31 protein-coding genes are annotated in these 26391 nt (G+C 72.6%); 13 read left to right on the forward strand and 18 right to left on the reverse strand.

Annotation, left to right across the window (positions count from 1 at the left end; all coding sequences use genetic code 11):
- Positions 1 to 44 precede the first annotated feature (44 nt).
- The 3 genes from LADH09A_RS12420 to LADH09A_RS12430 form a co-directional block, all read right to left on the reverse strand.
- A complete protein-coding gene (locus LADH09A_RS12420; RefSeq protein ID WP_238645037.1) occupies positions 45 to 1547 on the reverse strand; it encodes a sensor histidine kinase in 1503 nt (500 codons plus the stop codon).
- A complete protein-coding gene (locus LADH09A_RS12425) occupies positions 1525 to 2265 on the reverse strand; it encodes a response regulator transcription factor (RefSeq protein WP_372492262.1) in 741 nt (246 codons plus the stop codon). Before LADH09A_RS12425 ends, LADH09A_RS12420 begins: the two co-directional genes overlap by 23 nt.
- 119 nt (positions 2266 to 2384) lie before the next feature.
- Positions 2385 to 2615, reverse strand: coding sequence for a DUF8847 domain-containing protein (locus LADH09A_RS12430; RefSeq protein WP_238645039.1), 231 nt, complete (start codon positions 2613 to 2615; stop codon positions 2385 to 2387).
- Positions 2616 to 2814: 199 nt separating this feature from the next.
- Between LADH09A_RS12430 and LADH09A_RS12435 the strand changes: the two genes are divergently transcribed.
- From LADH09A_RS12435 to LADH09A_RS12445, 3 genes are all read left to right on the forward strand, one after another.
- Complete coding sequence (locus LADH09A_RS12435; RefSeq protein ID WP_238645040.1) at positions 2815 to 3771, forward strand: serine/threonine-protein kinase; 957 nt, start codon at positions 2815 to 2817, stop codon at positions 3769 to 3771.
- Positions 3772 to 3846: 75 nt separating this feature from the next.
- Entirely contained in the window at positions 3847 to 4272 is a 426-nt protein-coding gene (locus tag LADH09A_RS12440; RefSeq protein WP_238645041.1) for an OsmC family protein, read from the forward strand.
- Positions 4273 to 4821: 549 nt separating this feature from the next.
- Complete coding sequence (locus tag LADH09A_RS12445; protein ID WP_238645042.1) at positions 4822 to 5673, forward strand: hypothetical protein; 852 nt, start codon at positions 4822 to 4824, stop codon at positions 5671 to 5673.
- 30 nt (positions 5674 to 5703) lie between these two features.
- Here the strand turns inward: LADH09A_RS12445 and LADH09A_RS12450 are convergent, their stop codons facing one another.
- The 5 genes from LADH09A_RS12450 to LADH09A_RS12470 form a co-directional block, all read right to left on the reverse strand.
- Positions 5704 to 6225: an ATPase gene (locus tag LADH09A_RS12450; protein WP_238645043.1), complete on the reverse strand. Its 522-nt coding sequence runs from the start codon at positions 6223 to 6225 to the stop codon at positions 5704 to 5706.
- A gap of 115 nt (positions 6226 to 6340) precedes the next feature.
- Positions 6341 to 6787: a response regulator gene (locus LADH09A_RS12455; protein WP_238645044.1), complete on the reverse strand. Its 447-nt coding sequence runs from the start codon at positions 6785 to 6787 to the stop codon at positions 6341 to 6343.
- A gap of 68 nt (positions 6788 to 6855) precedes the next feature.
- A complete protein-coding gene (locus tag LADH09A_RS12460; RefSeq protein ID WP_238645045.1) occupies positions 6856 to 7203 on the reverse strand; it encodes an STAS domain-containing protein in 348 nt (115 codons plus the stop codon).
- A 118-nt stretch (positions 7204 to 7321) separates the two neighbouring features.
- Entirely contained in the window at positions 7322 to 8359 is a 1038-nt protein-coding gene (locus tag LADH09A_RS12465; protein WP_238645046.1) for a cobalamin B12-binding domain-containing protein, read from the reverse strand.
- Entirely contained in the window at positions 8356 to 10122 is a 1767-nt protein-coding gene (locus LADH09A_RS12470) for a PP2C family protein-serine/threonine phosphatase (protein WP_238645047.1), read from the reverse strand. Before LADH09A_RS12470 ends, LADH09A_RS12465 begins: the two co-directional genes overlap by 4 nt.
- A 221-nt stretch (positions 10123 to 10343) precedes the next feature.
- On the opposite strand from LADH09A_RS12470, the gene LADH09A_RS12475 reads away from it, so the two are divergent.
- Positions 10344 to 10673 carry an STAS domain-containing protein gene (locus LADH09A_RS12475; RefSeq protein ID WP_238645048.1) on the forward strand — a complete coding sequence of 110 codons (330 nt, stop codon included), beginning with the start codon at positions 10344 to 10346 and terminating at the stop codon, positions 10671 to 10673.
- An 87-nt stretch (positions 10674 to 10760) separates the two neighbouring features.
- Here the strand turns inward: LADH09A_RS12475 and LADH09A_RS12480 are convergent, their stop codons facing one another.
- Positions 10761 to 11075: a hypothetical protein gene (locus LADH09A_RS12480; protein WP_238645049.1), complete on the reverse strand. Its 315-nt coding sequence runs from the start codon at positions 11073 to 11075 to the stop codon at positions 10761 to 10763.
- A 200-nt stretch (positions 11076 to 11275) separates the two neighbouring features.
- Here LADH09A_RS12480 and LADH09A_RS12485 point away from each other — a divergent pair, with 200 nt between their 5' ends.
- From LADH09A_RS12485 to LADH09A_RS12495, 3 genes are all read left to right on the forward strand, one after another.
- Positions 11276 to 12253 carry a DUF2267 domain-containing protein gene (locus tag LADH09A_RS12485; RefSeq protein ID WP_238645050.1) on the forward strand — a complete coding sequence of 326 codons (978 nt, stop codon included), beginning with the start codon at positions 11276 to 11278 and terminating at the stop codon, positions 12251 to 12253.
- Positions 12254 to 12392: 139 nt separating this feature from the next.
- Complete coding sequence (locus LADH09A_RS12490; RefSeq protein ID WP_238645051.1) at positions 12393 to 13175, forward strand: spermidine synthase; 783 nt, start codon at positions 12393 to 12395, stop codon at positions 13173 to 13175.
- 75 nt (positions 13176 to 13250) lie between these two features.
- Positions 13251 to 14351 carry an AI-2E family transporter gene (locus LADH09A_RS12495; RefSeq protein WP_238645052.1) on the forward strand — a complete coding sequence of 367 codons (1101 nt, stop codon included), beginning with the start codon at positions 13251 to 13253 and terminating at the stop codon, positions 14349 to 14351.
- A gap of 23 nt (positions 14352 to 14374) precedes the next feature.
- On the opposite strand, the gene LADH09A_RS12500 is transcribed toward LADH09A_RS12495, so the two are convergent.
- The 4 genes from LADH09A_RS12500 to LADH09A_RS12515 form a co-directional block, all read right to left on the reverse strand.
- Positions 14375 to 15676, reverse strand: coding sequence for an NAD(P)/FAD-dependent oxidoreductase (locus LADH09A_RS12500; protein WP_238645053.1), 1302 nt, complete (start codon positions 15674 to 15676; stop codon positions 14375 to 14377).
- A gap of 54 nt (positions 15677 to 15730) precedes the next feature.
- Positions 15731 to 17881, reverse strand: a complete 2151-nt coding sequence (locus tag LADH09A_RS12505) for an amylo-alpha-1,6-glucosidase (RefSeq protein ID WP_238645054.1) — start codon at positions 17879 to 17881, stop codon at positions 15731 to 15733.
- 103 nt (positions 17882 to 17984) lie between these two features.
- Complete coding sequence (locus LADH09A_RS12510) at positions 17985 to 18512, reverse strand: GNAT family N-acetyltransferase (RefSeq protein WP_238645055.1); 528 nt, start codon at positions 18510 to 18512, stop codon at positions 17985 to 17987.
- A gap of 53 nt (positions 18513 to 18565) precedes the next feature.
- On the reverse strand, positions 18566 to 19561 hold the full coding sequence (locus LADH09A_RS12515; RefSeq protein WP_238645056.1) for a LacI family DNA-binding transcriptional regulator: 996 nt from the start codon (positions 19559 to 19561) through the stop codon (positions 18566 to 18568).
- Between the two features lie 122 nt (positions 19562 to 19683).
- Here LADH09A_RS12515 and LADH09A_RS12520 point away from each other — a divergent pair, with 122 nt between their 5' ends.
- Positions 19684 to 20247 (forward strand): CGNR zinc finger domain-containing protein, encoded by a 564-nt coding sequence (locus LADH09A_RS12520; protein WP_238645057.1) that lies wholly within the window; start codon positions 19684 to 19686, stop codon positions 20245 to 20247.
- On the opposite strand, the gene LADH09A_RS12525 is transcribed toward LADH09A_RS12520, so the two are convergent.
- A complete protein-coding gene (locus LADH09A_RS12525; RefSeq protein ID WP_238645058.1) occupies positions 20244 to 20633 on the reverse strand; it encodes a nuclear transport factor 2 family protein in 390 nt (129 codons plus the stop codon). The genes LADH09A_RS12520 and LADH09A_RS12525 overlap by 4 nt on opposite strands.
- A 67-nt stretch (positions 20634 to 20700) precedes the next feature.
- Here LADH09A_RS12525 and LADH09A_RS12530 point away from each other — a divergent pair, with 67 nt between their 5' ends.
- Positions 20701 to 21480 carry a helix-turn-helix domain-containing protein gene (locus tag LADH09A_RS12530; RefSeq protein ID WP_238645059.1) on the forward strand — a complete coding sequence of 260 codons (780 nt, stop codon included), beginning with the start codon at positions 20701 to 20703 and terminating at the stop codon, positions 21478 to 21480.
- A gap of 7 nt (positions 21481 to 21487) precedes the next feature.
- On the opposite strand, the gene LADH09A_RS12535 is transcribed toward LADH09A_RS12530, so the two are convergent.
- On the reverse strand, positions 21488 to 22210 hold the full coding sequence (locus LADH09A_RS12535; protein ID WP_238645060.1) for a VOC family protein: 723 nt from the start codon (positions 22208 to 22210) through the stop codon (positions 21488 to 21490).
- Positions 22211 to 22489: 279 nt separating this feature from the next.
- Here LADH09A_RS12535 and LADH09A_RS12540 point away from each other — a divergent pair, with 279 nt between their 5' ends.
- Positions 22490 to 22915 (forward strand): hypothetical protein, encoded by a 426-nt coding sequence (locus tag LADH09A_RS12540; protein WP_238645061.1) that lies wholly within the window; start codon positions 22490 to 22492, stop codon positions 22913 to 22915.
- A 42-nt stretch (positions 22916 to 22957) separates the two neighbouring features.
- Here LADH09A_RS12540 and LADH09A_RS12545 read toward each other — a convergent pair whose 3' ends face one another.
- Positions 22958 to 23722: a group II truncated hemoglobin gene (locus tag LADH09A_RS12545; protein ID WP_238645062.1), complete on the reverse strand. Its 765-nt coding sequence runs from the start codon at positions 23720 to 23722 to the stop codon at positions 22958 to 22960.
- 71 nt (positions 23723 to 23793) lie between these two features.
- Here LADH09A_RS12545 and LADH09A_RS12550 point away from each other — a divergent pair, with 71 nt between their 5' ends.
- From LADH09A_RS12550 to LADH09A_RS12560, 3 genes are all read left to right on the forward strand, one after another.
- Positions 23794 to 24138 carry a winged helix-turn-helix transcriptional regulator gene (locus tag LADH09A_RS12550; protein ID WP_238645063.1) on the forward strand — a complete coding sequence of 115 codons (345 nt, stop codon included), beginning with the start codon at positions 23794 to 23796 and terminating at the stop codon, positions 24136 to 24138.
- A gap of 77 nt (positions 24139 to 24215) precedes the next feature.
- On the forward strand, positions 24216 to 24620 hold the full coding sequence (locus LADH09A_RS12555; protein ID WP_238645064.1) for a pyridoxamine 5'-phosphate oxidase family protein: 405 nt from the start codon (positions 24216 to 24218) through the stop codon (positions 24618 to 24620).
- Positions 24621 to 24799: 179 nt separating this feature from the next.
- A complete protein-coding gene (locus LADH09A_RS12560) occupies positions 24800 to 25621 on the forward strand; it encodes an alpha/beta fold hydrolase (protein ID WP_238645065.1) in 822 nt (273 codons plus the stop codon).
- Between the two features lie 10 nt (positions 25622 to 25631).
- Here the strand turns inward: LADH09A_RS12560 and LADH09A_RS12565 are convergent, their stop codons facing one another.
- Positions 25632 to 26051, reverse strand: coding sequence for a hypothetical protein (locus tag LADH09A_RS12565; RefSeq protein WP_238645066.1), 420 nt, complete (start codon positions 26049 to 26051; stop codon positions 25632 to 25634).
- A gap of 41 nt (positions 26052 to 26092) precedes the next feature.
- Complete coding sequence (locus LADH09A_RS12570; RefSeq protein WP_238645067.1) at positions 26093 to 26386, reverse strand: DUF6510 family protein; 294 nt, start codon at positions 26384 to 26386, stop codon at positions 26093 to 26095.
- Positions 26387 to 26391: the final 5 nt, after the last annotated feature.

Here is a 26391-nt window from a genome sequence, read left to right on the forward strand (position 1 = left end):
CGGTGCCGCAGCCGCGCCGGCTGGATGCCTCAGCCGCGCGGCGGCTACGCGTCGGAGGTGGGATTCGGCAACCGGACGGTGAACACGGTCCGCCCCGGGCGGCTGTCCACCTCGACCGTGCCGTGGTGGGCCTCCACCACGGCCGCCACGATCGCCAGACCGAGGCCGGTGCTGCCGTGCGCCCGGGACCGGGAGCTGTCGCCGCGCGCGAAGCGCTCGAACATCTCCGGTTGCAACTCCGCCGGCACCCCGGGCCCGTCGTCGGCGACGGTGAGCACGGCACTGCCCGTGTCGACGGCGAGTGTGGTGGTGACGGTGCTGCCGGGTGGGGTGTGCACCCGAGCGTTGGCCAGCAGGTTCGCCACCACCTGGTGCAGTCGGGCGGCGTCACCGGGAACCCGGATCGCCACCTCGGGCAGGCCGAGCTGCCAGCGGTGCTCGGGGCCGGCGACGTGCGCGTCGCTGACCGCGTCCACCACCAGGGCGGTCAGGTCGACCGGGTCGACCGCGAGCGGCCGACCGGTGTCGAGGCGGGCCAGCAGCAGGAGGTCGTCGACGAGGCTGGTCATCCGGGTGCTCTCCGACTCCACCCGACGCAGCGCGTGCGCCACGTCGGGGGGAACCTCGTCGCGGCCACGCCGGGCCACCTCGGCGTAGCCGCGGATCGCGGCCAGAGGAGTCCGCAGCTCGTGGCTGGCGTCGGCGACGAACTGGCGTACCCGGGTCTCGCTGGCCTGCCGGGCGGAGAGCGCGTCGGCGACGTGGCCCAGCATCCGGTTGAGCGCCGCGCCGACCTGACCGACCTCGGTGCGCGCGTCGGTGTCCGCGGCCGGGACGCGGACGGCGAGCGCCACCTCGCCGCGGTCCAGGGGCAGCTCGGTGACGCGGGTGGCGGTGGCGGCGACCCGGTTGAGCGGGCGCAGCGTGGCCCGGACGATCAGCGCGCCCGCCACTCCGGCGAGCAGCAGCCCGACGGCGGCCACCCCGGCCTGGGCGGCGACCAGCGCCCAGATGGTCTCCTGAACGCCGGCCAGGGGGATCGCGACGACGCGTACCCGGCCGTCCCAGTACTGCCGGGCCACGGCCCGGTAGTCGCCGCGCGCGCCGAGGTCGACGGTGCGTGGTTCGGCGCCGACCGGCAGGTCGGCCAGGGTGGCGACCTCACCGACCGGGACGGACTGCTCGTCGGGGAACGGGTCGTCGCTGGACGGGCTGCTGGTCAGGGTGCGCGCGCCGGTCACCCGACCGCCGGTGATCTCGGCGACCACCGTCCCGGACGGCGATCCGGCCGGGATGGCCGGCCCGGTGCCCGGAAACGCCGGCCGCCCGGGACGGTCACCCCGCATGACCGTCGGGGCCAGTTGGGCGTCGAGTCGCTCGATGAGGAAGTGCCGCAGCGCCACCGTGGTCAGGCCGCCGATGGCGACGCTGACCACCGCCAGCAGCGCGAGAAGGGCAAACACCAGTCGGGTACGCAGGGAGCGGCCGGCCAGCCAGCGGCGGGCGGCACGCAGGGGCCGGCGGTTACTCGGCGGGCCTGAGGACATAGCCCGCGCCGCGCAGGGTGTGGATCATCGGTGCCCGGCCGGCGTCGATCTTCTTGCGGAGGTACGAGATGTACAGCTCCACCACGTTGGCCTGACCGCCGAAGTCGTAGTTCCACACCCGGTCGAGGATCTGCGCCTTGCTGAGCACCCGGCGGGGATTGCGCATCAGGAAGCGCAGCAACTCGAACTCCGTCGCGGTGAGGGTGATCAGTTGGCCGTCCCGGCGCACCTCGTGGCTGTCCTCGTCGAGGCTGAGGTCGCCGACGGTGAGGACCGCGTCCTCCCGGGTGGCGACCGCGAAACCGGAGCGGCGCAGCAGCGCGCGCAGCCGGGCGATGACCTCCTCCAGGCTGAACGGCTTGGTGACGTAGTCGTCGCCGCCGACGGTCAACCCGGCGATGCGTTCCTCCACCGCGTCGCGGGCGGTCAGGAAGAGCACCGGCACGGTGGGGGCGTGCTCACGCAGCCGGCGCAGCACCTGGAAGCCGTCCAGGTCGGGCAGCATCACGTCGAGCACCACGGCGTCCGGCTGGAACTGCCGGGCGGCGCTCAACGCCGCCATGCCGTTGCCGGCGCTGCGGACCTGCCAGCCCTCGTAGCGCAGGGCCATCGACAGCAGGTCGGTGAGGGTGGGTTCGTCGTCGACCACCAGCACCCGGACGGGTTCACCGTCGGGGCGACGCAGCTCGATCCGGCTCGGCGCGGCCTGCCCGTTCATGACCATGCCACCCATCGTGGACGCGACGGCTGTGCCGCGCCCCTGTGGAGGCTGTGCGCCAGCTGTGCGGCCGGGTCGACGGGACGCCGGCGTCGCCACCGGTCAGCCCCGCCTCGTGGTCACTCGGACACCCCGTACGCGTCGGTGCGCACGAAGCGCATGCTCCAGCCACCCGCGTCGTCGGGTCGGTCGCGTTCGTAGAGGTGGTCGGGGCCGGGCTGGACCGGGCCGGTGCCGTCCGGGTGCCGCATGATCCAACGCTGTGGTGGGGTGCCGTCCGCCCCGGCCGGCAGCAACCGGACCAGGCCGTCCGCGGGCCCGCCGACGAAGCGTACGGTGACCTCGCTCATCGCAGCGCCCTCTCGGGTGACCGTGCCGGCACAATCGGTGACACCGGCTCTGGCTCGCAAGCTACCGCACCCACCGCCGTCGGCGCAGCGCGCTGCGCGCGAGGGGTCGCCCGAACACCGCTGCGGTTTGCCCAGCTTGGAGCCCGGGTACCGCGATCGGTGCACCCGTCGTCGGCGGGGCGGGGACGAGGAGTGGTCGATGCGCACGCTGGACGGGCGGTATCAGCTCGAGGAGCGCATCGGCGTGGGCGGCATGTCCGAGGTGTGGCGGGCCCACGACCAGGTGCTGGACCGGCAGGTCGCGGTGAAGCTCATCCTGCCCGGCCCGGACGGCCCGGACGACCAGGACGGCCCGGTGGACCGGATCCGCGCGGAGGCCCGGTCGGCCGCCCGCCTGGTGCACCCGAACGTGGCGAGCGTGCACGACTTCGGCACCTCGTCGAACTGGTTCGGCGGGCCGGTGCCCTACATCGTGATGGAGCTGGCCGAGGGTGAGACGCTCGCCGCGCACCTGCGGGCCGGGCCGCTGGACTGGCGGATCTCGGTGCGGGTCTGTGCGGAGGTCGCCGCGGCGCTGGCCGCCGCGCACGCGGAGGGCATCGTGCACCGCGACGTCAAACCGGCCAACGTCATGCTCACCCCCGCGGGGGTGAAGGTGCTCGACTTCGGCATCGCCATCCCGGCCGGCGCACCGGACCCGCTGCCGACCGGTGTCGTGCTGGGCACCCCGGCGTACCTGGCGCCCGAGCAGCTGGACGGGGAGCCGGCCACCCCGGCCGCCGACATGTACGCCCTCGGCGTGCTGCTCTACTACAGCCTCACCGCTCGCCTGCCGTACCACGCGGTCAGCGCCAGCGAACTGATCGGCGTACGCCGACGTCAGCCACCGGAGCCGCTGCCCGAGATCGACGGGCTCCCGCCGGAGGTGGTCGAGTTGTGCCACTCCTGTCTCGCCGACGAGCCCGGGCAGCGCCCCACCAGCCTGGTCGCCGCGCTGCTGCTGGCCGAGGCGGTGGACGCCCGGGTGTACGTGCCGATGACGATCCCGACCGCCCGCCAGCCGGCCCCCACCTCACCGTGGACCGAACGGGCCGCGGCGGAGCCCACCGAGGCGGTGGCGGTGTTCGAGGAGCCCTACCGCGGGGCCGGTCGCTGACGCGCCGGTGGGCCCCACGGCGTTTCGCCGGCAGGAGGCCGGGTAGCCGAGCCGGTGAGCGACGGGAGAAACGCGATGCCGGAAAAGAGTTCCTGGCTGCGTGAGGCCACAGCGACCGCCGAGGGTGGTCACGTACGCACCGACGATGGCGGGCTCTCCACCGCGCTGGCTTCACCGCTGGCGCCGCACTGCACCGGGTTGACCCCGGAACAGTTGCTGGCCGCGGCCTTCGCCTCCTGCCTGCACCACGCGGCGGTGGAGGTGGCCGGGGAGATCACCGACGAGGCGCACACCGTCCAGGTCCGGGCGGAGGCGAAGCTGGGACGCGACGACGACGGCCGCTACCGGGCCGACGTGCACGCGGAGATCTCGTCCGCCGGCCTCAGTCGGGACCAACTGGCCGACCTGGTCGAGTACGCCGACCGGCTCTGGCCGTTCTCCAGCGGCGACGCCAGCCGGCACCGGCTGACGGTCACGCCGGCGGAGAACGGTCGACACTGAGTTTCGGGGCTTAGACGCCTGCCCGGAGGTGACGGCCAGGCATGATCGCGCTCAATCCTGGTTGTAGTGGCATCGCGCGTGGTCGAGGGCCCTACTTCCCGGATCGAGCACGATCATGCGTGTGCGGTCGGCCCTGGGTGTGCGGTGGGTCCTGGGTGTGCGGGCGGCCCTGGGTGTGCGGGCGGTCCTGGGTGTGCGGGCGATCATGGGTGTGCGGCCGGCCCTGGATGTGCGGTCGGTCCTGGGTGTGCGGTCGGTCCTGGGTGTGCGGTCGGTCCTGGGCGTGCGGGCGAGGCACCGCCGTCCGACCGACGGACCTGGCACTGGCCGTTCGGCTGAGCCTGGCGCGCGGCCGAATGCGGGGCGGGAATCGCGGTGGCGCGGTCGCATTCACCCAGCAAATCGGTAATAACCGTCTGGCCCGATCCGCGAGGTTGATCGCAGTTGTGGCACCTTCGCCCCCGGAAATCCCCAAGATCGGGGCAAATTGTGGCGCAGGCCACCGTACCGGCGGGCGATAACGAGCAATTGGGTCTTTAGCCTCGTCAGGTGCATCCCGACGACCCCTCCGACCAGAAGCTGACCGACGCGCGCCCGAGCACCCCATCGGACGACGCCGCATCAACCGAACGGACGATCGGCCGTCACCGCGTCCCCGAACCGTCCCGGCGTCCCCTGCTGGGCTCGACCCCGGTGCGGGTGGCCCTGGCCACCGGTGTCACCTGCTGCCTCAGCCTCGTCGCGGTGGCCACCGCCCGGGGCAGCGACGACACGCCCCGCCCGGTGGAGCCGCTCGCCGAGGCGGTGGCCGACCGTGCCGCCATCGCCGACGAGCGCGCCTCCCGGTCGCTGGACCGCGACCTCGCCCCCGCACGGGTCCTGCCCAGCCCGACGGCGGTGCCGCCCACCCCGCGCCCCACCGCCGTCCGCAAGGCGCCCAAGAAGCCCGTCAAGCCCCGCCGACCCCGACCGGTCGCCGGCCTCGACCAGGCGCAGATGGACAACGCGAAGATCATCGTGGACGTCGGCCTGGACATGAAGATGCCGCGCCGCGCCCTCGTGGTGGCACTGGCCACCGCGATGCAGGAGAGCAACCTCTACAACCTGGCCAGCGACGTCCTGCCGGAGTCGGCGAACTACCCCAACCAGGGCAGCGGCTCCGACCACGACTCGGTCGGGCTGTTCCAGCAGCGACCCAGCAGCGGCTGGGGCACCGTGGCCGAGCTGATGCGCCCGTCGTACGCCGCACGGGCCTTCTACACCGCGCTCAACGAGATCCCCGGCTGGCAGGACATGAGCGTCACCTCCGCCGCCCAGTCCGTGCAGATCTCCGCCTACCCCGACGCGTACGCGCAGCACGAGGACCGGGCGACCACCGTCGCGACGGCACTCACCACCTGAGCCGGGCACCCACGCCGCCGCCCACCGGTGTCAGCGACGGCCGGGCGGCGGCTCCGCGCCCGCATCCAGCCCGCCGACTCCCACCCGGCTTCCCGGTACGCCGGCAGCCGCGGTCGGGGTGTCGGCGGGCACCTGGTCCACCGTCACCTGGCTGAGGATCTCGTCCACCCGCGCCTCACGTCGCCGACGGAGGTACAGCGCCGCCTCGAAGTCGCGCCGGGCCTGCACGGCGTCGGCGTACGCCCGCTCGCGCACCTGCCGTGCCTCCTCGCGGGCCTCGGCCAGCTCGGCACGGGCCTGGGCCCGCAGGTCGGCCGCCTCGCGACCCACGGTGTCACCGGCGTACCGGCCGCCGGCGGTGTCGCCCAGGTCCAGCCGCCGCAGGAGCCCGCTGAGCCACGTGGCCTCCTCGCGGATCTCGTCCCACTCCCGGGTCGCTCCGGCGGCACCCTGCGCCCGCGCCGCGAGGCGGGACAACCGGATCCCCAGTTCGTCCAGGCAGGAATCCACCTGCCGCTGGTCGTAGCCGGTCTCAACGACGGAGAACCTCATACTGTCGCCCCCCCCAGGCAGCCGCTGTTACTTCCCCACCTGGATCCTCGGCCCAGACCGCGACGGCCGAGGGGGTTCGGGAAAAATGTTCAGCATGCGTGCGCGGGGGCCCGCCTCAGACGCGCTTGGGCAGCACGACCACTCGGCCGAAGAACTCGTCGATGCGGCGCACCACGTCGTTGAAGTCGTCCAGGTCGATCGGCTTGGTGACGTACGCGTTGGCCTGGAGCGTGTAGCTGCCGACGATGTCGGTGTCGGCGTTGGAGGTGGTCAGCACGACGATCGGGATGGTCCGCAGATCCTCGTCCTGCTTGACCGCGCCCAGCACCTGCCGGCCGTCCATGCGCGGCATGTTTAGGTCGAGCAGGATCACGTCCGGCCGGCGGGCGTGCTCGTGCCGGCCCTCGGCGCGGAGAAACTCCATCGCCTCCTCGCCGTCACTGACCACGTCGATGACCTTGTCGACGTCGGAATCCGCCAACGCCTCCTCGATCATGAGCACGTCGCCCGGGTCGTCGTCGACCACCAGGATGCGTACCGGCTGCGCGCTGTCTGAGCCCATCACTACCTGCCTCGGGTCGGCGTGGACGGGACCGGACGGTCACCGCGCTGGCGGGGAAATGTAGCCCATCAGGAGGCGCTGCGCGACGCGGGGTCAACCGACTCCGGTTCGTAGCGCAGCACGTCGGCCAGGCCGGTGACCCGCAACACCCGCTCGACACGCCCGCTGGCGCCGGTCAGCCGTAGCCAGCCACCGTCGGCCGCCGCCTGGTTGTCGCCCCGGACGAACACGGCCATGCCGGTGGAGTCGCAGAACGTCAGGTCGGTGAGGTCGAGCAGCAACCGGGTCTCGCCCGCCGCGGTGAGCCGGTCGATCGCGGCGCTCAGCTCGGGGGCGGTGCTCAGGTCCAGCTCGCCCGTGAGGCGCAGACAGGCGCCAGCGCCGTCACGCTCGACCTGGCGGACGCTGAACGTCACCGTTCTCCCCCTAGCTCCACCCGGGGGTGGGACGTTTGCAGTGCGACAAGTATACGCAGAGTCGGCGCAACCGCCGACCGGCGCGGTGATCAGCTCGGGGCGACCGGCGACGGGTCCGTCAGCGGTCGGCGGCGGGCAGCGCGGCGCGGCCCAGGGCCAGCACACGCCCCGCCCGGGGGAAGTCACGCAACGCGACGCCGAAGTGATCCAGAGGCCGGGCGACGGCGCCGGCGGGCACCCCACGGCTCAGCAGGATCTCCGACAGCCACTCCACGAACTCGGTGAACAACGAGGGATCGTCGACGTAGACCGCCGCGGCCAGGAAGTCCACGATGTGACCCAGGTCGCTCACTGTCGCGTCCAGCTGCGTGGGGCTGTAGGCCCGTGCCGCCGGCACCCGGTCCCGCAGGTCGGCCAACGCGCTGTCGATCAGCTCACCACGACGCCGCACCAGACTGGCGTACTCGTCGTCGGCCAGGTGGGTCAGCCGCGCCGGCGGCACCCCACGCAGCGCCCGCTCGTCGGCGATCAGCTCGGCCGCCGCGGGCGCGTTCGGCGCCCACGCCACCCCGAGCCGACGCGCCCACCGGCCGTCCGCGCCGAACCCCCGCCCACCGACCACCACCGGCACGTCGGAACGACGGCAGGCCTCGATCATCCGGTGGGCGTGCGGCAACCGCATGGGCAACGCGCACGCCAACGCGACCGCGTGGGCGTCGTAGCGGTGCAGGTACGACACGAGGTGCGCCGCCGGCACACTGGCACCCAGGAAGGTCACCTGCCAGCCGCGCAACCGCAGCACCTCGGCCACCAGCCGGGGCGGCAGCGCGTGCCACTCGCCGTCCATGCAGGCGACCACGACCCGCCCGCCGGTCGGGCGCGGGTTGGCGTGCGCGGCGACCGCCGCCACCACCTGCTCGCTGATGTGGGTGGCCGCGTGCTCCTGGGCGACGCTCCACTCGTTGCGCGCCCAGCGCTCGCCCACCTCGGCCTGCGCGGGCGCGACCAGGTCGAGCAGCACCCGCTCCGCCGGCACTCCCGCGTCGAGCAGGCCGATCGCCACGTCGATCGCGGCGTACTCGTCGGCGTCGGCCAGGCAGTCCAGGTAGCCGACGTACGCGTCGGTCGGGTCGACGGCCGTCATGGCAGCGGTCACGCGTCGGTCTCCCTCTGTCGGTCGGTGCCGGGCTGCGCGGGCACCGAGTGCAGGTGCCGCGACCCACGCCCACCCGGACCGATCGCCCGCAGCGCCAGCACCGCGATGTCGTCGTGGTCGCCGTGCGCCAACCAGTCGCAGGTGACCTGCTCGACCCGCTCGGCCAGGGCCGGCGCGGGCATCCGCTGGCAGCCGGTCACGGCGGCGACCAGCCGTTCCGTGCCGAACTGCTCGTCGCCGCGGCGACCACCCCGGGCCTCGGTCACCCCGTCGCTGTAGAGCAGGCAGGTCTCCCCCGGCGCCAGCCGCACGGTCACCTCGCCGACACGGGGGTCGGGCACCACACCGATCAGCATCCCGCTCAGCGGCACCGACTCCACCTCACCGGAGGTGCGCAGCACCAGCGGCGGCAGGTGCCCACCGCCGGCCAGGGTGAGGGTCAGGCCGCCGTCGCGCTGTGGGCGTGCCACGCCCAGCACCATCGTGGCGAAGCGGCCCTGGCCGTGCGCCTGGGTGGTTTCCAGCAGGGCGTCGTTGAGCAGCCGCAGCAGCCGCCCGGGGTGCGACTCCAAGCGGTGCAACGCCTGGAGGCACTGGCGCAACTGGCCGGTGAAGACGGCCGCCTCGACGCCCTTGCCCGACACGTCGCCGAGGAAGAACACCGAGCCCCCGTCGGTCAGACGGTGCGAGCCGTAGAAGTCGCCGCCGATGCGCAGCCCCGCCTGGGCCGGCCGGTACGCGGTGCCCCACTGCACGCCGGGGGCCTCGGCCGGCTCGACCGGCAGCAGGCTGGCCTGGAGGGTGTCCGCCACCTCCGCCTGGTCGCGGTAGAGCAGAGCGGTGGTCAGCGCCGCGCCGGCACGGGCCGCGAACGCGCGAGCCAACTCGACGTCGGCCTCGTCGTACCAGCGGGCGGCGCGGCGGGCCACCAGCAGCACACCGACGGGCGCGTCGCGGCCGGGCAACGGGACGACCCGGGCAGCGCTCTCGGTGCCGGCGAGCCCGGGCAGCCAGCCGGCGTCGACCGCCTGCTCGACCAGCCAGTCCACCGCGTGCGGCTCGACCCCGGTCAGCCCGTCGGCGATCGCGGTCGGCAGGTCGCCGCCGGCCAGCACGCCGCTGTCCACCGTCGGGACCTCGTCGTCGGTGCGCGAGGCCCGCCACCAGCGGGCACGACCGCCACGCGGGGCGAGCACGAGCACGGCCACCTCGGCCAGGGTCGGCACGGCGAGGCGGACGACCGCGGCGGCGGCCCGGTCGGGGTGCAGGGGGTTGCCGAGCTTGTCGCCGACCACGGCCAGGAACGCCGAGCGGGCCCGTTCGGCGAGCAGCGCGTCGGCGCGGCTGACGCTGTCGGTGATGTCTTCCACGTACCAGCAGCAGCGGGCACCGGAGAGGGGCACCTGGCGGGCGGTGAGTCGGCGCCCGCGGTGGGTGAAGCCACCGGCGTCTCCGTCGCTGAGCCCGGGCACACCGGCCGCGCTGAGCAGCTCGCCGGGCGTCACCTCGGGCAGCAACCGCTCGGCCACCGGGCTGACGTGTCGCACGACGCCGTCGGCGTCGCAGACGACCAGGCCCTCCCGGAAGTGCTCGACGACCTCGAACCAGTCGGGAGCGGCCAGATCCCGGTCGGGGGCGAGCGGCGGCAGCGCGGCGGTGGATCGGGGCGTGACGTCGGCGGACCACGCCGGGGACCGTGTCGTACTCGGCGTGGGAAGCCGTCCGTCGCCCGGGTCCCAGTCCCTGACGTCGGAAGCAGTCACCAGCTGAGCCTCACTCCTTGTCGTCCACCCGAACCCGTGCCGGAACCGGCGTCAATGGTCAAAACTCTTCCGACCACCCTACGCCGACACCCGGAAAGCGGCACCTCAGAGCCGCTGGCGAGCACCGCCACCACCGTCTGAACAGCACCGGACAGTCGACCGTCCGGCGCGTACGACGCCCCCCGCTTTGCGTTCTCCCGCTCAACTGGGAACATGGTGGGATGTCGGAGCAGCTGTTGACCATCGAGGCGACCCGGCTCGACGCCGGGCACGTCCGGCTCCGGCTGACCGGCGAGCTGGACTACGACACCGCGCCCGACCTGACCGCCGTGGCGGCCGACCTGCGCGGCGACGAGGTGCTGATCGACCTGGCCGGTGTGAGTCTCTGCGACTCGTCCGGTCTCAGCGCGCTGCTGGTGGTGCAGCGCAGTGCCCGGGCGATCCGGCTGACCGGGGTCAGCCCGCAGTTGCAGCGGATGCTCGACCGCACCGGCCTGGCCGAGTTGCTGGCCGTCGAGCAGGCCGACGACGACCTCCGCGCCACCGGCTGACCTTCGCCCCACCGGCTGACCTCCGGCCACCCCCGAGACGGGGTGGCCCCCGACCCTGGGACCTGGGGTCGGGGGCCGGAGGAATGTCTAGGGTGCCGTCATCGGCTGGAGCCGGGGGCCCTTCTCGCGCAGTTCGCCGGTCGAGGGCGGCTCGATGTCCTCGGGCTGTCCCGAATCGGGCGTCTGGTACAGGTAGCGGACGAACCGCCCACCCGCCTCGTTGTCGTCCGCGCCGGGCCACTGGCCGATGCAGTCCATGCCGACCACCTCGCGGCCCGTCCCGTCGGCCTCCTCCAACAGCGCCCACAGGCTCACCGAGTAACACCTCGTGACCTCGGGCGTGAGCTGCCAGCGCGCGTACCAGCCGGGTCGGGCGGGGACGATCTCGACGATCTGCTTCATGACGACCTTCCTTCCGCGTACCTCGGAAGAACTCCGGTCCTGAGCCGATCGTGCGGGCCGTGCGGGTGAGCACCCCTCACCCCCGCCGGATGAAGCGTCCCAGAAGCCGGGCCGACCCGGCGAGCAGCGTCCGTTTCGCCTCCCAGGACGACGGGAACGCGACTGGAGCAGCCACTATCCCCAGCGGAAGGGATGCCAGCATGCGCAAGCAGATGGAAGGCGACAACCAGCGGCGCCGGGCCCTGGCCCGGCAGGCACGCGAACAGAATCGCCAGCCCAGCGAGATCGGCGCCAGCCTGAGCGCCTCCAAGCAGCTCAAGAGCCTCGATGCGGGCAAGCGTGCCGGCCCGCCGTCGGCCGGGCCGCACAAGCCGGACAGCACGCGGGGCGGGCCGGCGCCGCCGCCGGTCGGCAGCGCCGACAACCCGAGGCCGCAGCCGTCCCCGCCGAGTGGCGCGGCCGGCGTGAGCAGCATGGGCTACCACCAGTTGGTCGACGAGGTCGGGCGTCGGGCCGGGGTCGACTTCAAGACGGCCAAGGTGGGCACCGAGGCGACGGTGCTGGTCCTCGCCTTCGCGCTGGAGGCGGCCGAGCGCCAGCGGCTGCTCGCGGCTGTGCCCTCGTCCCTGCACGACGTGCTGCCCGTCGACGGCATCGAGCGGCACCAGGACCTGCCCGGCTTCCTGGCCGAGGTGGGCCGGATCAGCGGCAACACCCCGGAGCAGGCCCGTTACCAGGCCGAGGCGACGATTGCCGCCCTCGCCCAGCAGGACGGCGACCTGGTCGAGTCGTTGCACGTGCCCGACGGTCTGCGTGACCTGCTGAACCCGCCGGAGGTCGGTGGCGGCCTCGTGGGCGCCTCTACCACCACACCCACCCTGGACGCGGACGAGATCAGCGCGGCACTGGACGACCTGCCGTACTGGACCGGCGACGGCCAGGGCCTCTACCGGGTGGTCGCGCTGCCACCGGACAACCTGGACCGGGTGCTCGCCCGGCTCGACCGGATGCGCCAGGACAGCGGCCGTGGCCCGAGCATCGGACGCCCCGGCGACACCGCCGCCGTGTTGACCGTACGGACCAGCCAGGCCGACGGGGTGACCGCGCTCGACGTGGACCTCGCCCACCAGATCGACGACGCGATCGACGAGGTGGGGGCCGGGATGGCCGGCGGCTGACCGGCAACCGTGACCCGGGCGGGCCGGCGGGCGGGGACAAACCCCGCTCCGCCGGCCCGTCGGCCGTGCCGGGCCACCGGCGTCGCGAGCCATGGGCTCGGTGGCCTGGGGGCCCAGGGGCTCGGCTAGCGTGCCCGTCATGAGCCGCGCCGCCGACCGGCTGGAACTGGTCGCCGACCCGGTCCGCCCGACCGGGCGGACACTGCTGTCCGCCGGGGTCGAGCAGTCGTACGTGGACGTCGCCGATCCCCGGCACCTGCACTTCGAGTACGTCCGACGGATCGCCGCGGCGGTGGACGTGGCGGCCCCGGCCGGCGTGCCGTTGAACGTGCTGCACCTGGGCGGCGGCGCGTTGACGCTGCCGCGGTGGCTGGCCGCCACCCGGCCCGGTTCCCCGCAACGGGTCGTCGAGCGGGACCCCGCGGTGGTGGACCTGGTCGCCCGGGAGCTACCGCCGCTGCCGCCGCAGGTGCGGGTGGAGGTCGCCGAAGCCCGGGACGCGCTCACCGCCACCCCCGCCGGTTCCCACGACCTGGTGATCGCCGACATCTACCGGGCGGCCCAGATGCCCCGGCACGTACGCACCGTCGAGTTCGCCGCCGAGGTGGCCCGCATCCTCCGCCCGGACGGGACGTACCTGGTCAACGTCACGGACCTGCCACCACTGGTCGGCACCCGGGCGCAGGTGGCGACGCTGCGGGCGGTCTTCGCCGACGTGTGCGTCGTCGGCGACCGGCGTATGCTGCGCGGCCGCCGGTACGGCAACCTGGTGCTGGCCGCGACGTCCCGCCCCGGTGGCCTCCCGGTGGGCCGGCTGGCGGTGGCGGCCCTGCGTGACCCGGTGCCCGGTGGTCTGCTGCACGCCGCCGCGCTCGACACGTTCGTCGCCAGCGCCCACCCCGTCACCGACGACGCCCGCTGAGCATCCTTCGGCACGCGAGTGACCCTCGTCCGCAATGCCGGGTTTCCGACGGCGAGCGCGGGGAAGGCGCGGCGGATGAGCAACGCCGACGATCGGGTGACCGCCCGGCACACCCTGGTCGTGATCGGTCTGGTCCTCGCGACCGTGTTCGCGCTGGCATTCGTGTACGCGACCCGCCGGGTGCTGGTCTGGGTCGTGGTCGCCGCGTTCTTCGCCGTGGCGCTCAAGCCCCTGGTGGACCGGCTGCAACGGCGTCTCGTGCGGCGTCGGTCCCTGGCCACGCTGCTGGTGTTCCTCGCCGCGTTCGTGCTGCTGGCGCTGCTGGCCGCGCTCATCCTGGTGCCGTTGTCCGGGGAGCTGGGCCGGTTCGCCGACCGGGCGCCCGAGCTGCTGCGCGACGCCCGCGCCGGCCAGGGCCCGCTGGGGCAGCTGCTGGAGCGCACCGGCGCGCGCCGTTACGTCAGCGAGCACTCCGACCAGTTGCGTGACCTCGGGACCCGACTGCGTCAACCCGCGGTGGGCGTGCTGCGCGGCGTCGTGGAGACGGTCGCCGGGCTGGTCACGGTCATCGTGCTGGCGTACCTCATGGTGTTGGAGGCGCCGCGGATCACCCGCGGCCTGCTCGCGACGGCCGGGGACGGTCAGGGCGACCGCCTGCGCCGGGTGGGCCGGGAGGTGTCGCGCACCGTCACCGGCTACCTCACCGGCAACCTCCTGATCAGCGTGATCTGCGGGGTGTTGACCTACGTGGTGCTGGCCCTCACCGGGGTGCCGTTCGCGGCCGTGATCGCCCTGCTGGTGGCGGTGGCCGACCTGATACCGCTGGTCGGCGCGACCTTGGGCGCGGTGATCGCGGCCGGGGCCGGCTTCCTGCACTCCCCCACCGCCGGGATCGTGGTGCTCGTCTTCTTCGTGGTCTACCAGCAGGTGGAGAACCACCTGCTCCAGCCGCTCATCCTGTCCCGGGCGGTCCGGCTCAACCCGCTGACCGTGCTGGTCAGCGTGCTGCTCGCCGCGGAGCTGGCCGGCCTGCTCGGCGCGCTGCTGGCCATCCCCGCCGCCGGCATCGTGCAGACCCTGCTGCGCGAGTACGGGCCACGCCGCCTCCGACCCGCCCCGCCGGCCGCTCCCGCAGGGCCGTCACGCCGACCGGCCGGCCCCGCCCCGCAGGGCTGACCGGCCGGGTGGGTGGTGCGTGCTCAGCGGGCCCTGGTCGCGACCTCGGGTGTGGTGCTCTCCAGCGGCACCGCGTTGGCCGGCACCAGCCCGAGCTGGACCGCCGACCGGGTCAGCGCGGCGTCCAGCGCCCAGTCGGCGGTGACCCGCGTACGGTTTCCGGGCATCGCCATCAGGTGGTACGCGCGGGTGACCGCCTTGGCCGGCAACCCGGCCAGGTTGACCTGCAACGGGTTCGCCGCCGCGTCCTTGCCACCCAGGTCGACGACCCAGCCGAGGTCGTGGTGCTTGTACGGCTTGCGCTTGCCGAAGCCGTACGACGCGGCGATGTTGTGTGCCACGCGCTTGCCCTGGCGCTGCGCGTGCTGGGCCGTCATCCCGCAGATCTGCCCCGGGTTGACCAGGTCGGGCACCGCGGCGGCGTCGCCACAGGCGAACACCTCCGGGTAGCCGGGGACGTTGAGGAACTCGTCGGTCACCAGCCGGCCCCGGTCGGTGCGCAGACCCAGCTCGTTGACGAACGGGTCGGGGCGCACCCCCACACACCAGACGAGGGTGCAGGTCGGCACGTACTCGCCGTCGGTGAGCTTCACCCCGTCGGCGGTCGCCTCCGCCACCGAGGTGCCCATCCGCACGTCGACGCCACGGCGGTCGAGCACCTTGTGCGAGGTGTCCGACATCCGCTTGTCCAGCTCCGGCAGCACCCGCTTTGCGACGTCGAGGAGCATCCAGCGGGGGCGGACGGTGAGCCGGGGCCGCTGGGCGTGCAGCGCGTCGGTGAACAGCTGCCCGTGCGCGGCGACCTCGGTGCCGGTGTAACCCGCGCCGACCACCACGAAGGTGGCCCGGGCCTGCTGCTCGGCCGGGTCCTCGGCCTGCTCGGCCAGTTCGATCTGCCGGACGATGTGATCGTGCAGGTAGACGGCCTCGGGCAGGCCGCGGAAGCCGTGCGCGTACTCGGTGACCCCCGGGATGGGCAGCAGCTTGTTGACGCTGCCCACGGCGAGCACCAACCGGTCGTACGCCAGCCGGTTCTTCTCCCCCTCGGCCTGGGTGAAGCCGACCCAGCGGTTCTGGAGGTCGACGTGGTCCGCCTCGCCGATCACCACGCGTACGCCCTTGAGCGTCCCGGTCAGCGGCACCGCGATCCGTTTGGGCTCGACCACCCCGGCCGCCACCTCGGGCAGCAACGGGAGGTAGAGGAAGTAGTCGGTGGAGTTCAGTACCACGATCTCGGCCCGGTCCCGGGCGATCCGGCTCAACGTCTTCGCCGCGTGGTAACCGGCGAACCCGGCCCCCACGATCACCACACGAGGTTTCGTCATTGCCGGCCGTTTCCCGTCGAAGCCCGGGACAAACGTCGGACGCGCCAGCCGCCCTCAGCTCGGTTGGAGCCGGACGTGACCGCTGGTGCGTATCGCCTCCACTCCCCACTCCTGACCGAAGGCCCGCACCCGGTCGGCGGTGATCAGCCCCAGCTCCTCGGGAATGTCCGGGTCGAGTGCCAGCCGCCCGTCGATCGGGTTGAGCCCCAGCATCGCGCGGACCAGGGCCAGCGGGGTGCCGGCCGCCCACGCCTGCGGGCTGCACGCGGTCGGGTACGGCACCGCGAACACCATGCGCTCCCGCGCGAACCCGGTGAGCGCCTCGGGCAGACGGTGGCCGAACTGCTCCGCCGCCTCGAACAGCGCGAGGCTGATCCGGTTCGCCTCGGCCCGGTAGCCGTAGCGGGCCAGGCCGAGCACGGCGATCGAGTTGTCGTGCGGCCAGACCGTGCCGAGGTGGTATCCGACGGCGTTGTAGAGCGACTCCTCGCGCGACAACGTCCGGATGCCCCACCCGGAGAACAGGTCCGGCGACATGAGCTGGCGCACCACCGCGTCGGCCCGTTCCGTCGGCACGATCCCGCTCCACAACAGGTGACCCATGGACGAGGTCTTCGCGTCGACCACGTTCTTGTCGCCGTCCAGGGCGACCGCGTAGTAGCCGCCCCGCTCCTCGATCCAGAAGTCCCGGTTGAACCGTTCGAACAGCGTGCCGGCCTCGTCGCGCAGCCGTCCCGCCAGCGCCGGGTTGGCCAGCGGGCCGTCGAACAGCTCCGCCAGGCGAATCTTCGCGTCGTAGGTGTAGCCCTGGATGTCGCTGGTCGCCAGCGGCAGCACCGGGATGCGCCCGTCGGCGAAGCACACCCCGTCCGGCGAGTCCCGCCAGCACTGGTTCCCCAACCCCTCCGGGGAGCGCGTGCCGTACTCGACGTAGCCGTCGCCGTCCCGGTCGCCGTACTCGTCGATCCAGCGCAGGGCGGCCAGCGCGTTGTCCCGTAGGCGTCGGACCGTCTCGTCGTCGCCGGTCCACCGCCAGTACTCGGAGAGCAGGATCAGCCACAGCTGGGTGGCGTCGGCGGTGCCGTAGTACGGGCCGTACGGCTTGGTCCCGTTGCGGGTCAGCTCACCGCTGCGCACCTCGTGGAGGATCTTGCCGGGTTCCTCGTCGGTGAAGTCGTCACACCTGTCGCCCTGGAGCCGCGCCAGCGCCAGCAGCGCCCCCTTGGCCAGCGCCGGCCCGGCGACGAGGGTCTGGTACGCGGTGATCAGGGTGTCCCGGCCGAAGACGGCGAGGAACCACGGCAGTCCCGCCCCGGGCAGCATGATCCGCTGGCCCTTGACCTCCAGGTCGAGCCGCAGCGCGGCGAGGTCGTCCCGGGACCGCCGCACGGTGCGCTCCAGGGCCTGGCTGTCGCCGCGCAGCACGGCCCGGTCCTCGGCCCACCGGCGCAGCGGGTCGTCGGCCCGGCCGTGGATGATGTCGGCGATGTCGCCGCGAACCGGCTCGACCACCCCCATCCCGGACGGCAGTGGCACGTGCAGGTCCACCTGCCACTGCTCGCGCGGGCGCAGCTCAAGGTCCCAGATCAGCTCGTCGCCCTCGACCCGGTCCGCCGACCCCTGACAACACACCCGGGTCTGCACCCGGAAGTCCCCGTTGCGGTAGGAGAAGCACAGCTCGGAGCCGTCGGCGGCGTGGTTGCGGGTGATCTCGGCGGACCGGTCCCGGACCACCGACTTGACCTCGAACAGGTCGGCGAAGTCGACGCCGACGGCCAGCCGCAGTTCGACCCGGACCGGTTCCGGCCGGAACGACCGCACCTCCACCCGCTCGTGGAAGCCGTCGCCGACGTACCGGAGCCGCTCCACTCCCAGGCTGTTCGGGGGCAGCCCGGGCAGGCTGGGGTTCGTGAGCACGTACTGCGCGGAGTAGTGGTCGATGGTCTCGGCGCGCAGCGCCAGCAGCTCACTGCCGTTGACGGTCAGCGTCCAGCAGCTGAGCAGGCGGGTGTCCAGGTGGACGAGACCGCCGATGCTGCCCGGTGGCACGTCCCCGCGCGAGTTGGCGTAGAGGAAGGTGGGGCCGCTGAGCACCGCGAGGGAGTCGGGGCCCAGCTCGGGCGGCATGGCTCGCTGGTCTCCGGCCTCCGCGGCACTGACCAACCCGGGGGTGGGGTTCGCAGGGGTCGCACGCACGGCAGCCATGACACCCACCGTAGGAGCGTCCATCACCGCGCGTCATCACCCACTCCGGGTGAATGCCGGGCTCGCCGCCCTCTGCTCGCCGCGCTCCCGCAGCGGCCGTCGGTCAGGCGGGGGTCGGCGCGGTGATCGCCCAGCGCTCGTGGTCGCGCCAGGCGCCGTCGATGAACAGGTAGTCCGGGGAGAAGCCCTCCAGCCGGAAGCCGAGCTTGCGGGCCACCCGCCGGGACGGCTCGTTGCCCGGCTGGATGTTGGCCTCCAGCCGGTGCAGCCCGACCGAGGTGAACGCGTGGTCGATCACCAGGGCGACGCCCGCCGACGCGTGCCCGGTCCCGTTGTACGGCTGGAACGCCGCGTACCCCAGGAACCCGCCCCGCAGCGCGCCCAGCACGATCCCGCTGATGTTCACGTAGCCGGCGATCTCCCCGCTGGCCCGGTCACAGATCAGGTAGCCGGCGCTGTCCCGACGACGGATCCGGCGCAGGTAGCGGTCGTACTCCTCGGGACTGCCCGGCGCGACCAACCACGGGTGGTGCAGGTCGTGGCTGCGCCGCACGGCGGCGACGAACTCGTCGGAGTCGGTGGGCCGGGGTCGCCGGATCGCGGCGGGACCACCGGTACGCAGGTACCTCACGGCGGACCACTCTGACCGACCGACGCCGCCGTTGTCCAACCGGTGCCCCCCGGTCACCGCGCCGTGGCGTCGGTGCTCTCCCTGGGGAGCACGGTGTGCGGCGCGACGATGTCGGCGACCGCGGCGTCGGGCTGGCCGATCCGCACGGTGAGGCGGGCCACGGCCTCCCGGGCGAGGAAACCGGTGTCGACGGCGACGGTGCTCAGGGTGGGCCGTGAGTAGCGCCCCTCCTCGATGTCGCCGATGCCGATCACCGCGACGTCGTCCGGAACGCGCAGCCCGACGTCGAAGGCGGCCCGCATCGCGCCGATGGCGAGCGGGTCGGAGGAGCAGAGGATCGCGTCCGGATGGTCCGGGCCGACGAGCAGATCACGGGCGGCGCGGTAGCCGTCGGCCCGGCGGTGGTGCCGCGCCGACAGCAGCCCCCCGGGTACGGGCACCAGCCCGGCCCGACGCAGCGCCCGGTGGTATCCGGCCGTACCCGGCTGCGGGCTGGCCGCGGGTCGGTCACCGATCGCGGCGATCCGACGGCGACCGGCGCGCAGCAGATGGTCCGTGGCGTCCTCGGCGGCCTGGGCGACGTCGATGCTGACCCGGTCGCACCGCTGGTCGTGGGGTGCGCCCCCGATCAGCACGACGGGTGGGCCGGTGGCGGCCACGGCGGGGCCCAGCTCACCCGGCGTGACGGGCGCACCGACCAGCACGCCGTCCACGGGCATCGTGCGGGCGTCGTGCAGGCCCGACGACCTGGGCTGGTCGTCGGGCGCGACGACGACCCGGTAGCCCCGCTGTGCCGCCGCGTGGACGACCGCGCCGGCGAGGCCGGCGTACGGCAGGTCGCTGGTCGGTAGGACGAGGGCGAGCACGCCGGTGCGCCCGGTGCGCAGGGTCCGGGCGGAGGCGTTCGGCCGGTAGTGCAGCTCGGCGACGGCCGCCTCGACTCGACGTCGCACGTCGGGGCTGACATGGGGATAGCCGTTCACCACGTTGGAGACGGTCTTCACCGACACCCCGGCGAGCTGGGCCACGTCCCTGAGCGTGGAGGCCACGACCCGCCCCTCCCGATCGACATCACACCGGCAAAACCATTTCACTGGTGTAGTTCCGACCCTGGCAGGCGATTCCATACCTGTCAAGGCGCTACGGTGGTGTCAAGAGGAAGGGGTGGTCGGTGGACGACGACGCTGCGGTGCCGGACGCCGCCCGGCTGATCCGGGACTTCGTCAACACCGTCGAGCCGCAGATCGACCACGAGACGCTGACCAGCCCCGAGGACCTCCGCGACTGGTTCGTCGAACGGCAGCTGATGCCGGCCGGCGCGCACCTCGGGCCGGCGGACCTCGACCTGGCCATCACGATCCGGGAAGGCCTGCGCACGGTTCTGCTGGGCCACGCCGGCCACCACACCGACCCCGGCGCGCTCGATCGCCTCAACCGGACGCTGGCCGGGCTGCCCGTCACGCTGCGCTTCACCGACGACGGCCACCGCCTGGTCACCGCCACCAACGCGCCCCTGGGCCAGGCCGTCGCCGGTCTGGTGGACGCCGTCCGGCGGGCCGCCGAGGACGGCACCTGGCCGCGACTCAAGGTGTGTGCCCGCGACACGTGCCGCTGGGCCTACTACGACTCCTCCCGCAACCAGGCCCGCCGCTGGTGCTCGATGGCCGGGTGCGGCAACTACATCAAGATGAAGCGGGCGTACGCCGTTCGCACCGGCCGCACGCCGCCGGTCTAGGGGCGCCCTGGTTCCCACCACGTACGGTTTGCGGCTGACTGGGTCACCGGTTCGATGATCTCCCACACCTCGGCGATCAACCCGTTGTCGACACGCAGGACGTCGACGACCACGATCTCGGGCCCGCCGTCGGGTAACCGGCGTCGCGAGTGCACCACGACGTGGTCGGTGTCGGCCAGCAGGTGAATGATCTCGACCTGCATACCGGCGGTCGGGCCGAGCGCGGCCTGGACAGCGGCGAGCCACTCCCCCTTGGTCGAGGTGGTGGAATCCGACCGGTGGTGGAGGAAGTCGTCGCTGAGGGACGAGGCCAGCACGTCCACGTCACCTGTCTCGATCAGCCCCGCCAGCGCCCGTTGGACGATGCCCTTGTGCTCAGTGGTCATGGGCCCAGTGTTTCCACGGCCGAGGCGATTGTCGATGAACTCGCACTTCATGGCGTACCGCGCGACGATGAGTACGCTCCTGACCGTGTACACGGTCGGGCAACTCCTGCGGCAGTGGCGGCAGCGCCGAGGTCTCAGCCAACTCGACCTGGCGATCGCCGCGGACGTCTCGGCTCGTCACGTCAGCCTGGTCGAGACCGGTAGGTCCACGCCGAGCCCGGAGATGATCCTCCGGCTCGCCGACCAGCTGTACGTGCCGCTGCGGGATCGCAATCGACTGCTGCTGGCCGCCGGCTTCGCACCCCGGTACGCGGAGCGTCCGCTCGACGACAAGGCTCTGTCGGCTGCGCTCGACGCGGTCCGCCGGGTGCTCCAGGCGCACGAGCCGTACCCGGCGTTGGCGTTCGACCGCAGGTGGAACATCGTGCTGACCAACCGCGCGGTGGACCCGTTCCTCGCGCGGGTCGCGCCCGATCTGCTGCGGCCACCGGTGAACCTGCTCCGGCTGGGCCTGGACCCGCGCGGGCTCGCTTCGATGGTCGTCAACCTCGCCGACGTGCGCGCGGTGTTCCGCAGCCGGATCTCGCGTCAGCTCGCCGTCGCCCCCGACGCGGACCTCGCCGCGCTCTACGAGGAACTGCTGCACCGTGTGCCCGAGGACGCGACGGGCCAGCGGGTCGACGCCGACGTGGTGATCCCGATGGTCCTCCGGATCGACGGACGGGAGCTGCGGTTGTTCTCCACCATCACCACGTTCGGCACCCCGATGGACATCACGATCGACGAGATCGCCATCGAGGCCTACTATCCGGCAGACGCGCAGAGCGCCGCCTACTTCACGCAGTAGACCCCGGTTATCGGGGCGTCAGCAGGCAGAACTCGGTGCCGTCGGGATCGGCCATCAGCACCCGGCCCGCGTCGCTCCGGCCGTCGTGCAGGAGCGCCGCCCCGAGCGAGAGCAGCCGGTCGACCTCGGCCTGCTGGTCACCGTCGGCAGGTGGGGCCACGTCGAAGTGCAGCCGGTCCCTGCCACCGTTGGGCATCACGGGCGGCCCACCCCAGGTGATCTTCGTGCCGCCGAGCGGTGACTGGATCGCGGTTTCCTCGTCCTGGTCCCAGACCAGAGGCCAGCCCAGCGCCTCGCTCCAGAAGTACCCGACCGCCTGCGAACCGTCGCAGGCGAGCGCGCCAGAGAACCCGCAGCCGGCGAGGAAGTTGTTGTCCGGCGCGATCACGTCGAACTCGTTGCCCTCGGGGTCGGCGAGCACCACGTGATCGATTTCCGGGCCCTGCCCGATGTCGGCGTGCCGCGCGCCGAGTTCCAGTGCCCTGGCCACCGTCTGCCGCTGCTCCTCCAGGGAACCGCTGGTCAGGTCGAAGTGCATCCGGTTCTGCACGGTCTTCGGCTGCTTGTTCGGGGCGAAGCGGAGTCGAAGCTCGGTGTCAGCGTTGGGCAGGACCAGGACGCCGTCCCGTGGGTCGTCGACCATCTCCCGGCCCAGGAGCCCCGCCCAGAACCGCCCGAGACGGACGGGCTCGGCTGCGTCGTAGCTGATCGCGAACAGGTGGGAGGTCATCCTTCACTCATCTCCGATCGGGTAGGACGCCGCGCAGTCCTTGCGGCGGAAGCCTAGAGACGAGCCGGGCCGTCCGCACCCGGGTATTCGTCGGGCAGTGCGGCCACGCCGAGCCGCCCACGCCGGCACAGTCAAGATCTGCGCAACTTCAGGGATGCTGCTGCCTCGGGTGCTTTCGAGACAGCAACATCCCTGAAGTTGTGCGAATCTTGCGCCACTCCGCCGATGTGGAGGGGATTGATCATGGATTGGCGGCATGGGGGGCAGACGATTTTTCCGGTGGACGACGAGCTGACCGCAGCCCTGGCCCGCGTACGGGACGCGTTCGCCCGGTACCCGCGCCGCGCGGTGCTCGACGGCTGCCCGCACTGCAAGGGCTCGGTGGTCGTCGACGAGCACGACCTGTTCTCACTGACCATCAGCCTCGGTAACACGGTCGGCGACCGTGCCGACGTGAAGAGCCTGCTGCCCGTACTCCTTGAGCGTCTGCTCGTGTCTGAGGACCTCTACCCGGCCATCGTCCTGGGCAAGGCGTCCTACGAGGAGTGGCGCACCTGGCCGCGCGCCGAGCAGAAGCCCAGCGTCCTGGGTGACTGGTTACGCCGGGACACCGTCCGCGACCGCCTGCACCGCGCGTTCGAACGCGACCACGACACACCCTGGGCCGACGACCTCGCCCGGGCCCACGATCTCCTGCGCGCCTGACGTTGTGCGAGTCCTGGGTCGTCCACCTCGCCGGGACGCGGGTCATCCCCGGTAGGGCGGGGCCACACCCCAGCCCCAGCGTGGGACCGGCGCCTGCCGGACCGGCGCTGCGTCCGGCTGGGAGTTGCCCACCGCCAGCCGGCTGCCCCACTCGAGGTAGCTCGTGAACGCGGCGCGAAACTCCGGGTCGTCGGGTAGGCCGACCTCGTCGGCGGCGTCCGTCATCACGGTGACCCACCGCCGACGCTGCGCCTCGCTGATCGCCCTGCCCAGGTGCTGGCCGAGCATGTGGCGGTAGCCGCCGTGCTCCGTCGTGTAGGTGGCCGGTCCGCCGAAAACCTCGGCAAGCCACACCGCTACATACCGGGCGTGGTCGGGGTCCAGGTTTGCGAACATCGGCGCGAGCAGGTCATCGGAGCGCACCCGGCGGTAGAACGCATCGCAGAGCTTCCTGAACGCGTCGGTGCCGCCGGCCCACTCGTACAGGCTCGGCGGCGCGGCGCCACCAGGGCCGGCAACCGACGTCTGGGCGTAGTGCCGCATCTCCTGGATGTCCTCGACGTACGGCCTGATCGCGGCGAGGAACTGCCCGAACACCGGGCCGCCCCGAAACCCTCTCAGGTGCTCGTCCACCGAGGTCCAGGTGATGCGCAGCAGGTAGGAGGCGGGGTCGTCCAGGCAGCGGCTCAACTCGTAGTCCACACACTGCGGGGCGGCGCGCAACGCGCCGGCGGCCCGCTCGTACGCCGCCTCGAAACCGTCCAGGCGTTCCTGCGGGACGCGGTACCTGATGTACTCGACCACCATGGCTACAGCTCAACACCCGCATCGATGAAGATCAAGTACGCACCATTTGGTACGTGTCGAGGGAGACCACGATGCCCAAGCGATACAACTGCCCGGTGGAACTGGCCGTCGACGTGGTCGGCGGAAAATGGCGACCGGTGATCCTGGCCCATCTCAAGGAGGGCATCCACCGCTATGGCGAACTGCGCCGCCGGATGCCGGGGATCAGCGAGAAGATCCTGACCCAGCGTCTGCGCGAGTTGGAGGCCGACGGGCTCGTCCTGCGGCACGACCACGAGACCACACCACCTCATGTCGAGTACCGGCTCACCGAGGAAGGGCTCAGCCTCGTCCCGGTGTTGCAGGCCCTGTACGACTGGGGCGCCGGCCGGGCCGCACGTACCGGTACCGCCATCGAGGCACCCGCCGCTGCCTGACTCGCCGCGCCGCACGCGGCCCCGCAGCAGTCGAGGACCCGTCGTCGGGACGTGGAGCGTCGTGGTCCACTGGCTCGGTGAGCCAAACCCCCTCGATCCCCCCGGCCGACGTCGAGGAACGACTGTCGCGGGAGCTGAACGTCTGGCTGTGCACGTTGCGGCGCGACGGGTCCCCGCACCTGACGCCGGTCTGGTTCGTCTACCTCTGCGCGACGTTCTGGGTCGGTTGCGAGAGCCGCAGCGTCAAGGCCCGCAACGTCCTGGCCGACCCGCGGGTGTCGCTGGCGCTGGAGGGCGGCGACGCCCCCGTGGTGGCGGAGGGCGCCGCCCGCGTGCACCGGGATGGGTTCCCGAGCCCGGTAGTCGAGGCGTTCGCGCGCAAGTACGACGGCTGGGACGTCGGCCGGCAGGTCGGCCCCTCCGAGCGGGCGCTGCTGGAGATCCCCGTCCGACGGTGGCTGCTCGCGGGCACCGCCCAGTGAGTCGTCGATGCGAGAATCGGCCGGTGGAGAACGAGTGACGCCGATCGGAGACGCCGTGACGAGGAGGCCGAATGGGTAGCGGGTCCCAGGATCCCGTCGTCGTCGCGCTCTCCAGACTGGTGTCAGCTGACGTCCACCGTGGCCGGTTGACCCGAGAGTCCGGCCGACAGTTGCGATGGGTGGCAGCCGGCAGCGCCACGCCACCGGTCGTCCTGGTCTCCGGAGCGGGCGAAGTGGGGTTGGACTGGGCCGTCGTCCTCCCCTCGTTGGCCGAGAGCGCCCGCGTCATCGCCTACGACCGAGCCGGTCTGGGCGCCAGTGACGCCCGTTCGCGGCTGACACTGGACTCCCAGGTAGGCGACCTCGTGGCACTCCTGGACGACGTCGGGCCCGCCGTGCTGGTCGGTCACAGCTGGGGCGGGCTGCTCGCCCAACTGGCTGCATTCGCCCGTCCCGACCAGACGCTCGGCCTGGTCCTGCTCGATCCGTTCCACGAGGACAGCACGGCAGAGGTGTCACTGGCTCTTCGTGTCGCATCGAACCTCCTGTTCAACTCCATTCCGGTGCTCAAGGCCATCGGGCTCTTCGACCGGATCGCGGCGAACATGGGCCGCACGCTCGCCGAGCGCTGCACCGACGACCGGGAGATCCAGGCATTGATCGCCGAGGCGTACCGGGCCAGCTATCGCACGTTCGCTCAGGTCACGGCCATGCGCGCGGAAAACCGCATCGCCAACACCTGCACCCGGGAGGTACGCGCCACACGAGCGGCCTCGACCGCTCCCGACGTACCGATGAGAATCCTGACCGCGACCCGCGGCAAGCCCGTGGCTCTGCGACAGCGCTCCGCTGACCTCGCCGACCGGACGGCCGCGGTCTTCGCACGCGGCGTCCACGTCGTGGTGCCGGACAGCGGCCACTACATCCACAAGGACCAACCCGCCGCCGTGGTCGAAGCCGTGCGCGCTGTCCTCGCCCAGGCCAACCCGAATATGCCGTAGCGGGACGGGGTCAGCGCCGCCGGACCATGGGCCGGGCGAACCATGGCGAAAGCCACGGACTGAGCGCGACGAGACCGACGGCGAGGGCGGTGATGACGGCCTGCCCGATCCGGCCCGGGGTGACGCCGACCGCCGGGTCCAGCACGTAGTTGGCGTACCAGTTCGCCGCCGCGTCCGTCACCAGCACCGCGCAGCCCAGCACCAACCCCTCCACCCGGCGGGCGACCAGCAGCAGCGCCGCCAGCGGGTCCCACAGCGTCAGGGACGCGAAGTAGACGGTCAGCCAACCGGGCAGGGCGAGCTGCGGCCCGAACTGGGGCAGGAGCAACTGGACCACGTGCGCGCCGGTGCCGTAGGCGAAGACCACGACGGCGGCCGCGACCACGCACCGGACCGCGAGCGGCGCGGAACCCCATCGGCGGGCGCTCATCCGGCCATTCTGCCTCGGCCGGGCAGACGCCGGCCGGTCGGTCAGAGCGGGCCGGGGAAGGGCTGCTCCATCGGCATCGGCACCTGGAGGAAGGTCGTGCCACGCATGTCCAGCCAGGCCCGATCGGGCCCACGGACCAGTCGCAGCATCACCTGCTCACAGGACGGGCAGCGCGCGACGAGGCCCGGGGCGTTCGAGTAGACGTGCAGGCTGGCCATCGAGCCGGTCATCCCGCAGTTCTCGCAGCGCCCCATCGCGCTGCTCAGGTCGACGGTGAACAGCTCGCGCATCGGGCCGTCGAGCATGTTGCCGTCCAGGTACGACATCTCGGTCATCGGAT

It is taken from the genome of Micromonospora cabrerizensis (genome assembly GCF_022230955.1).
Classification (GTDB): Bacteria; Actinomycetota; Actinomycetes; order Mycobacteriales; family Micromonosporaceae; genus Micromonospora; species Micromonospora cabrerizensis.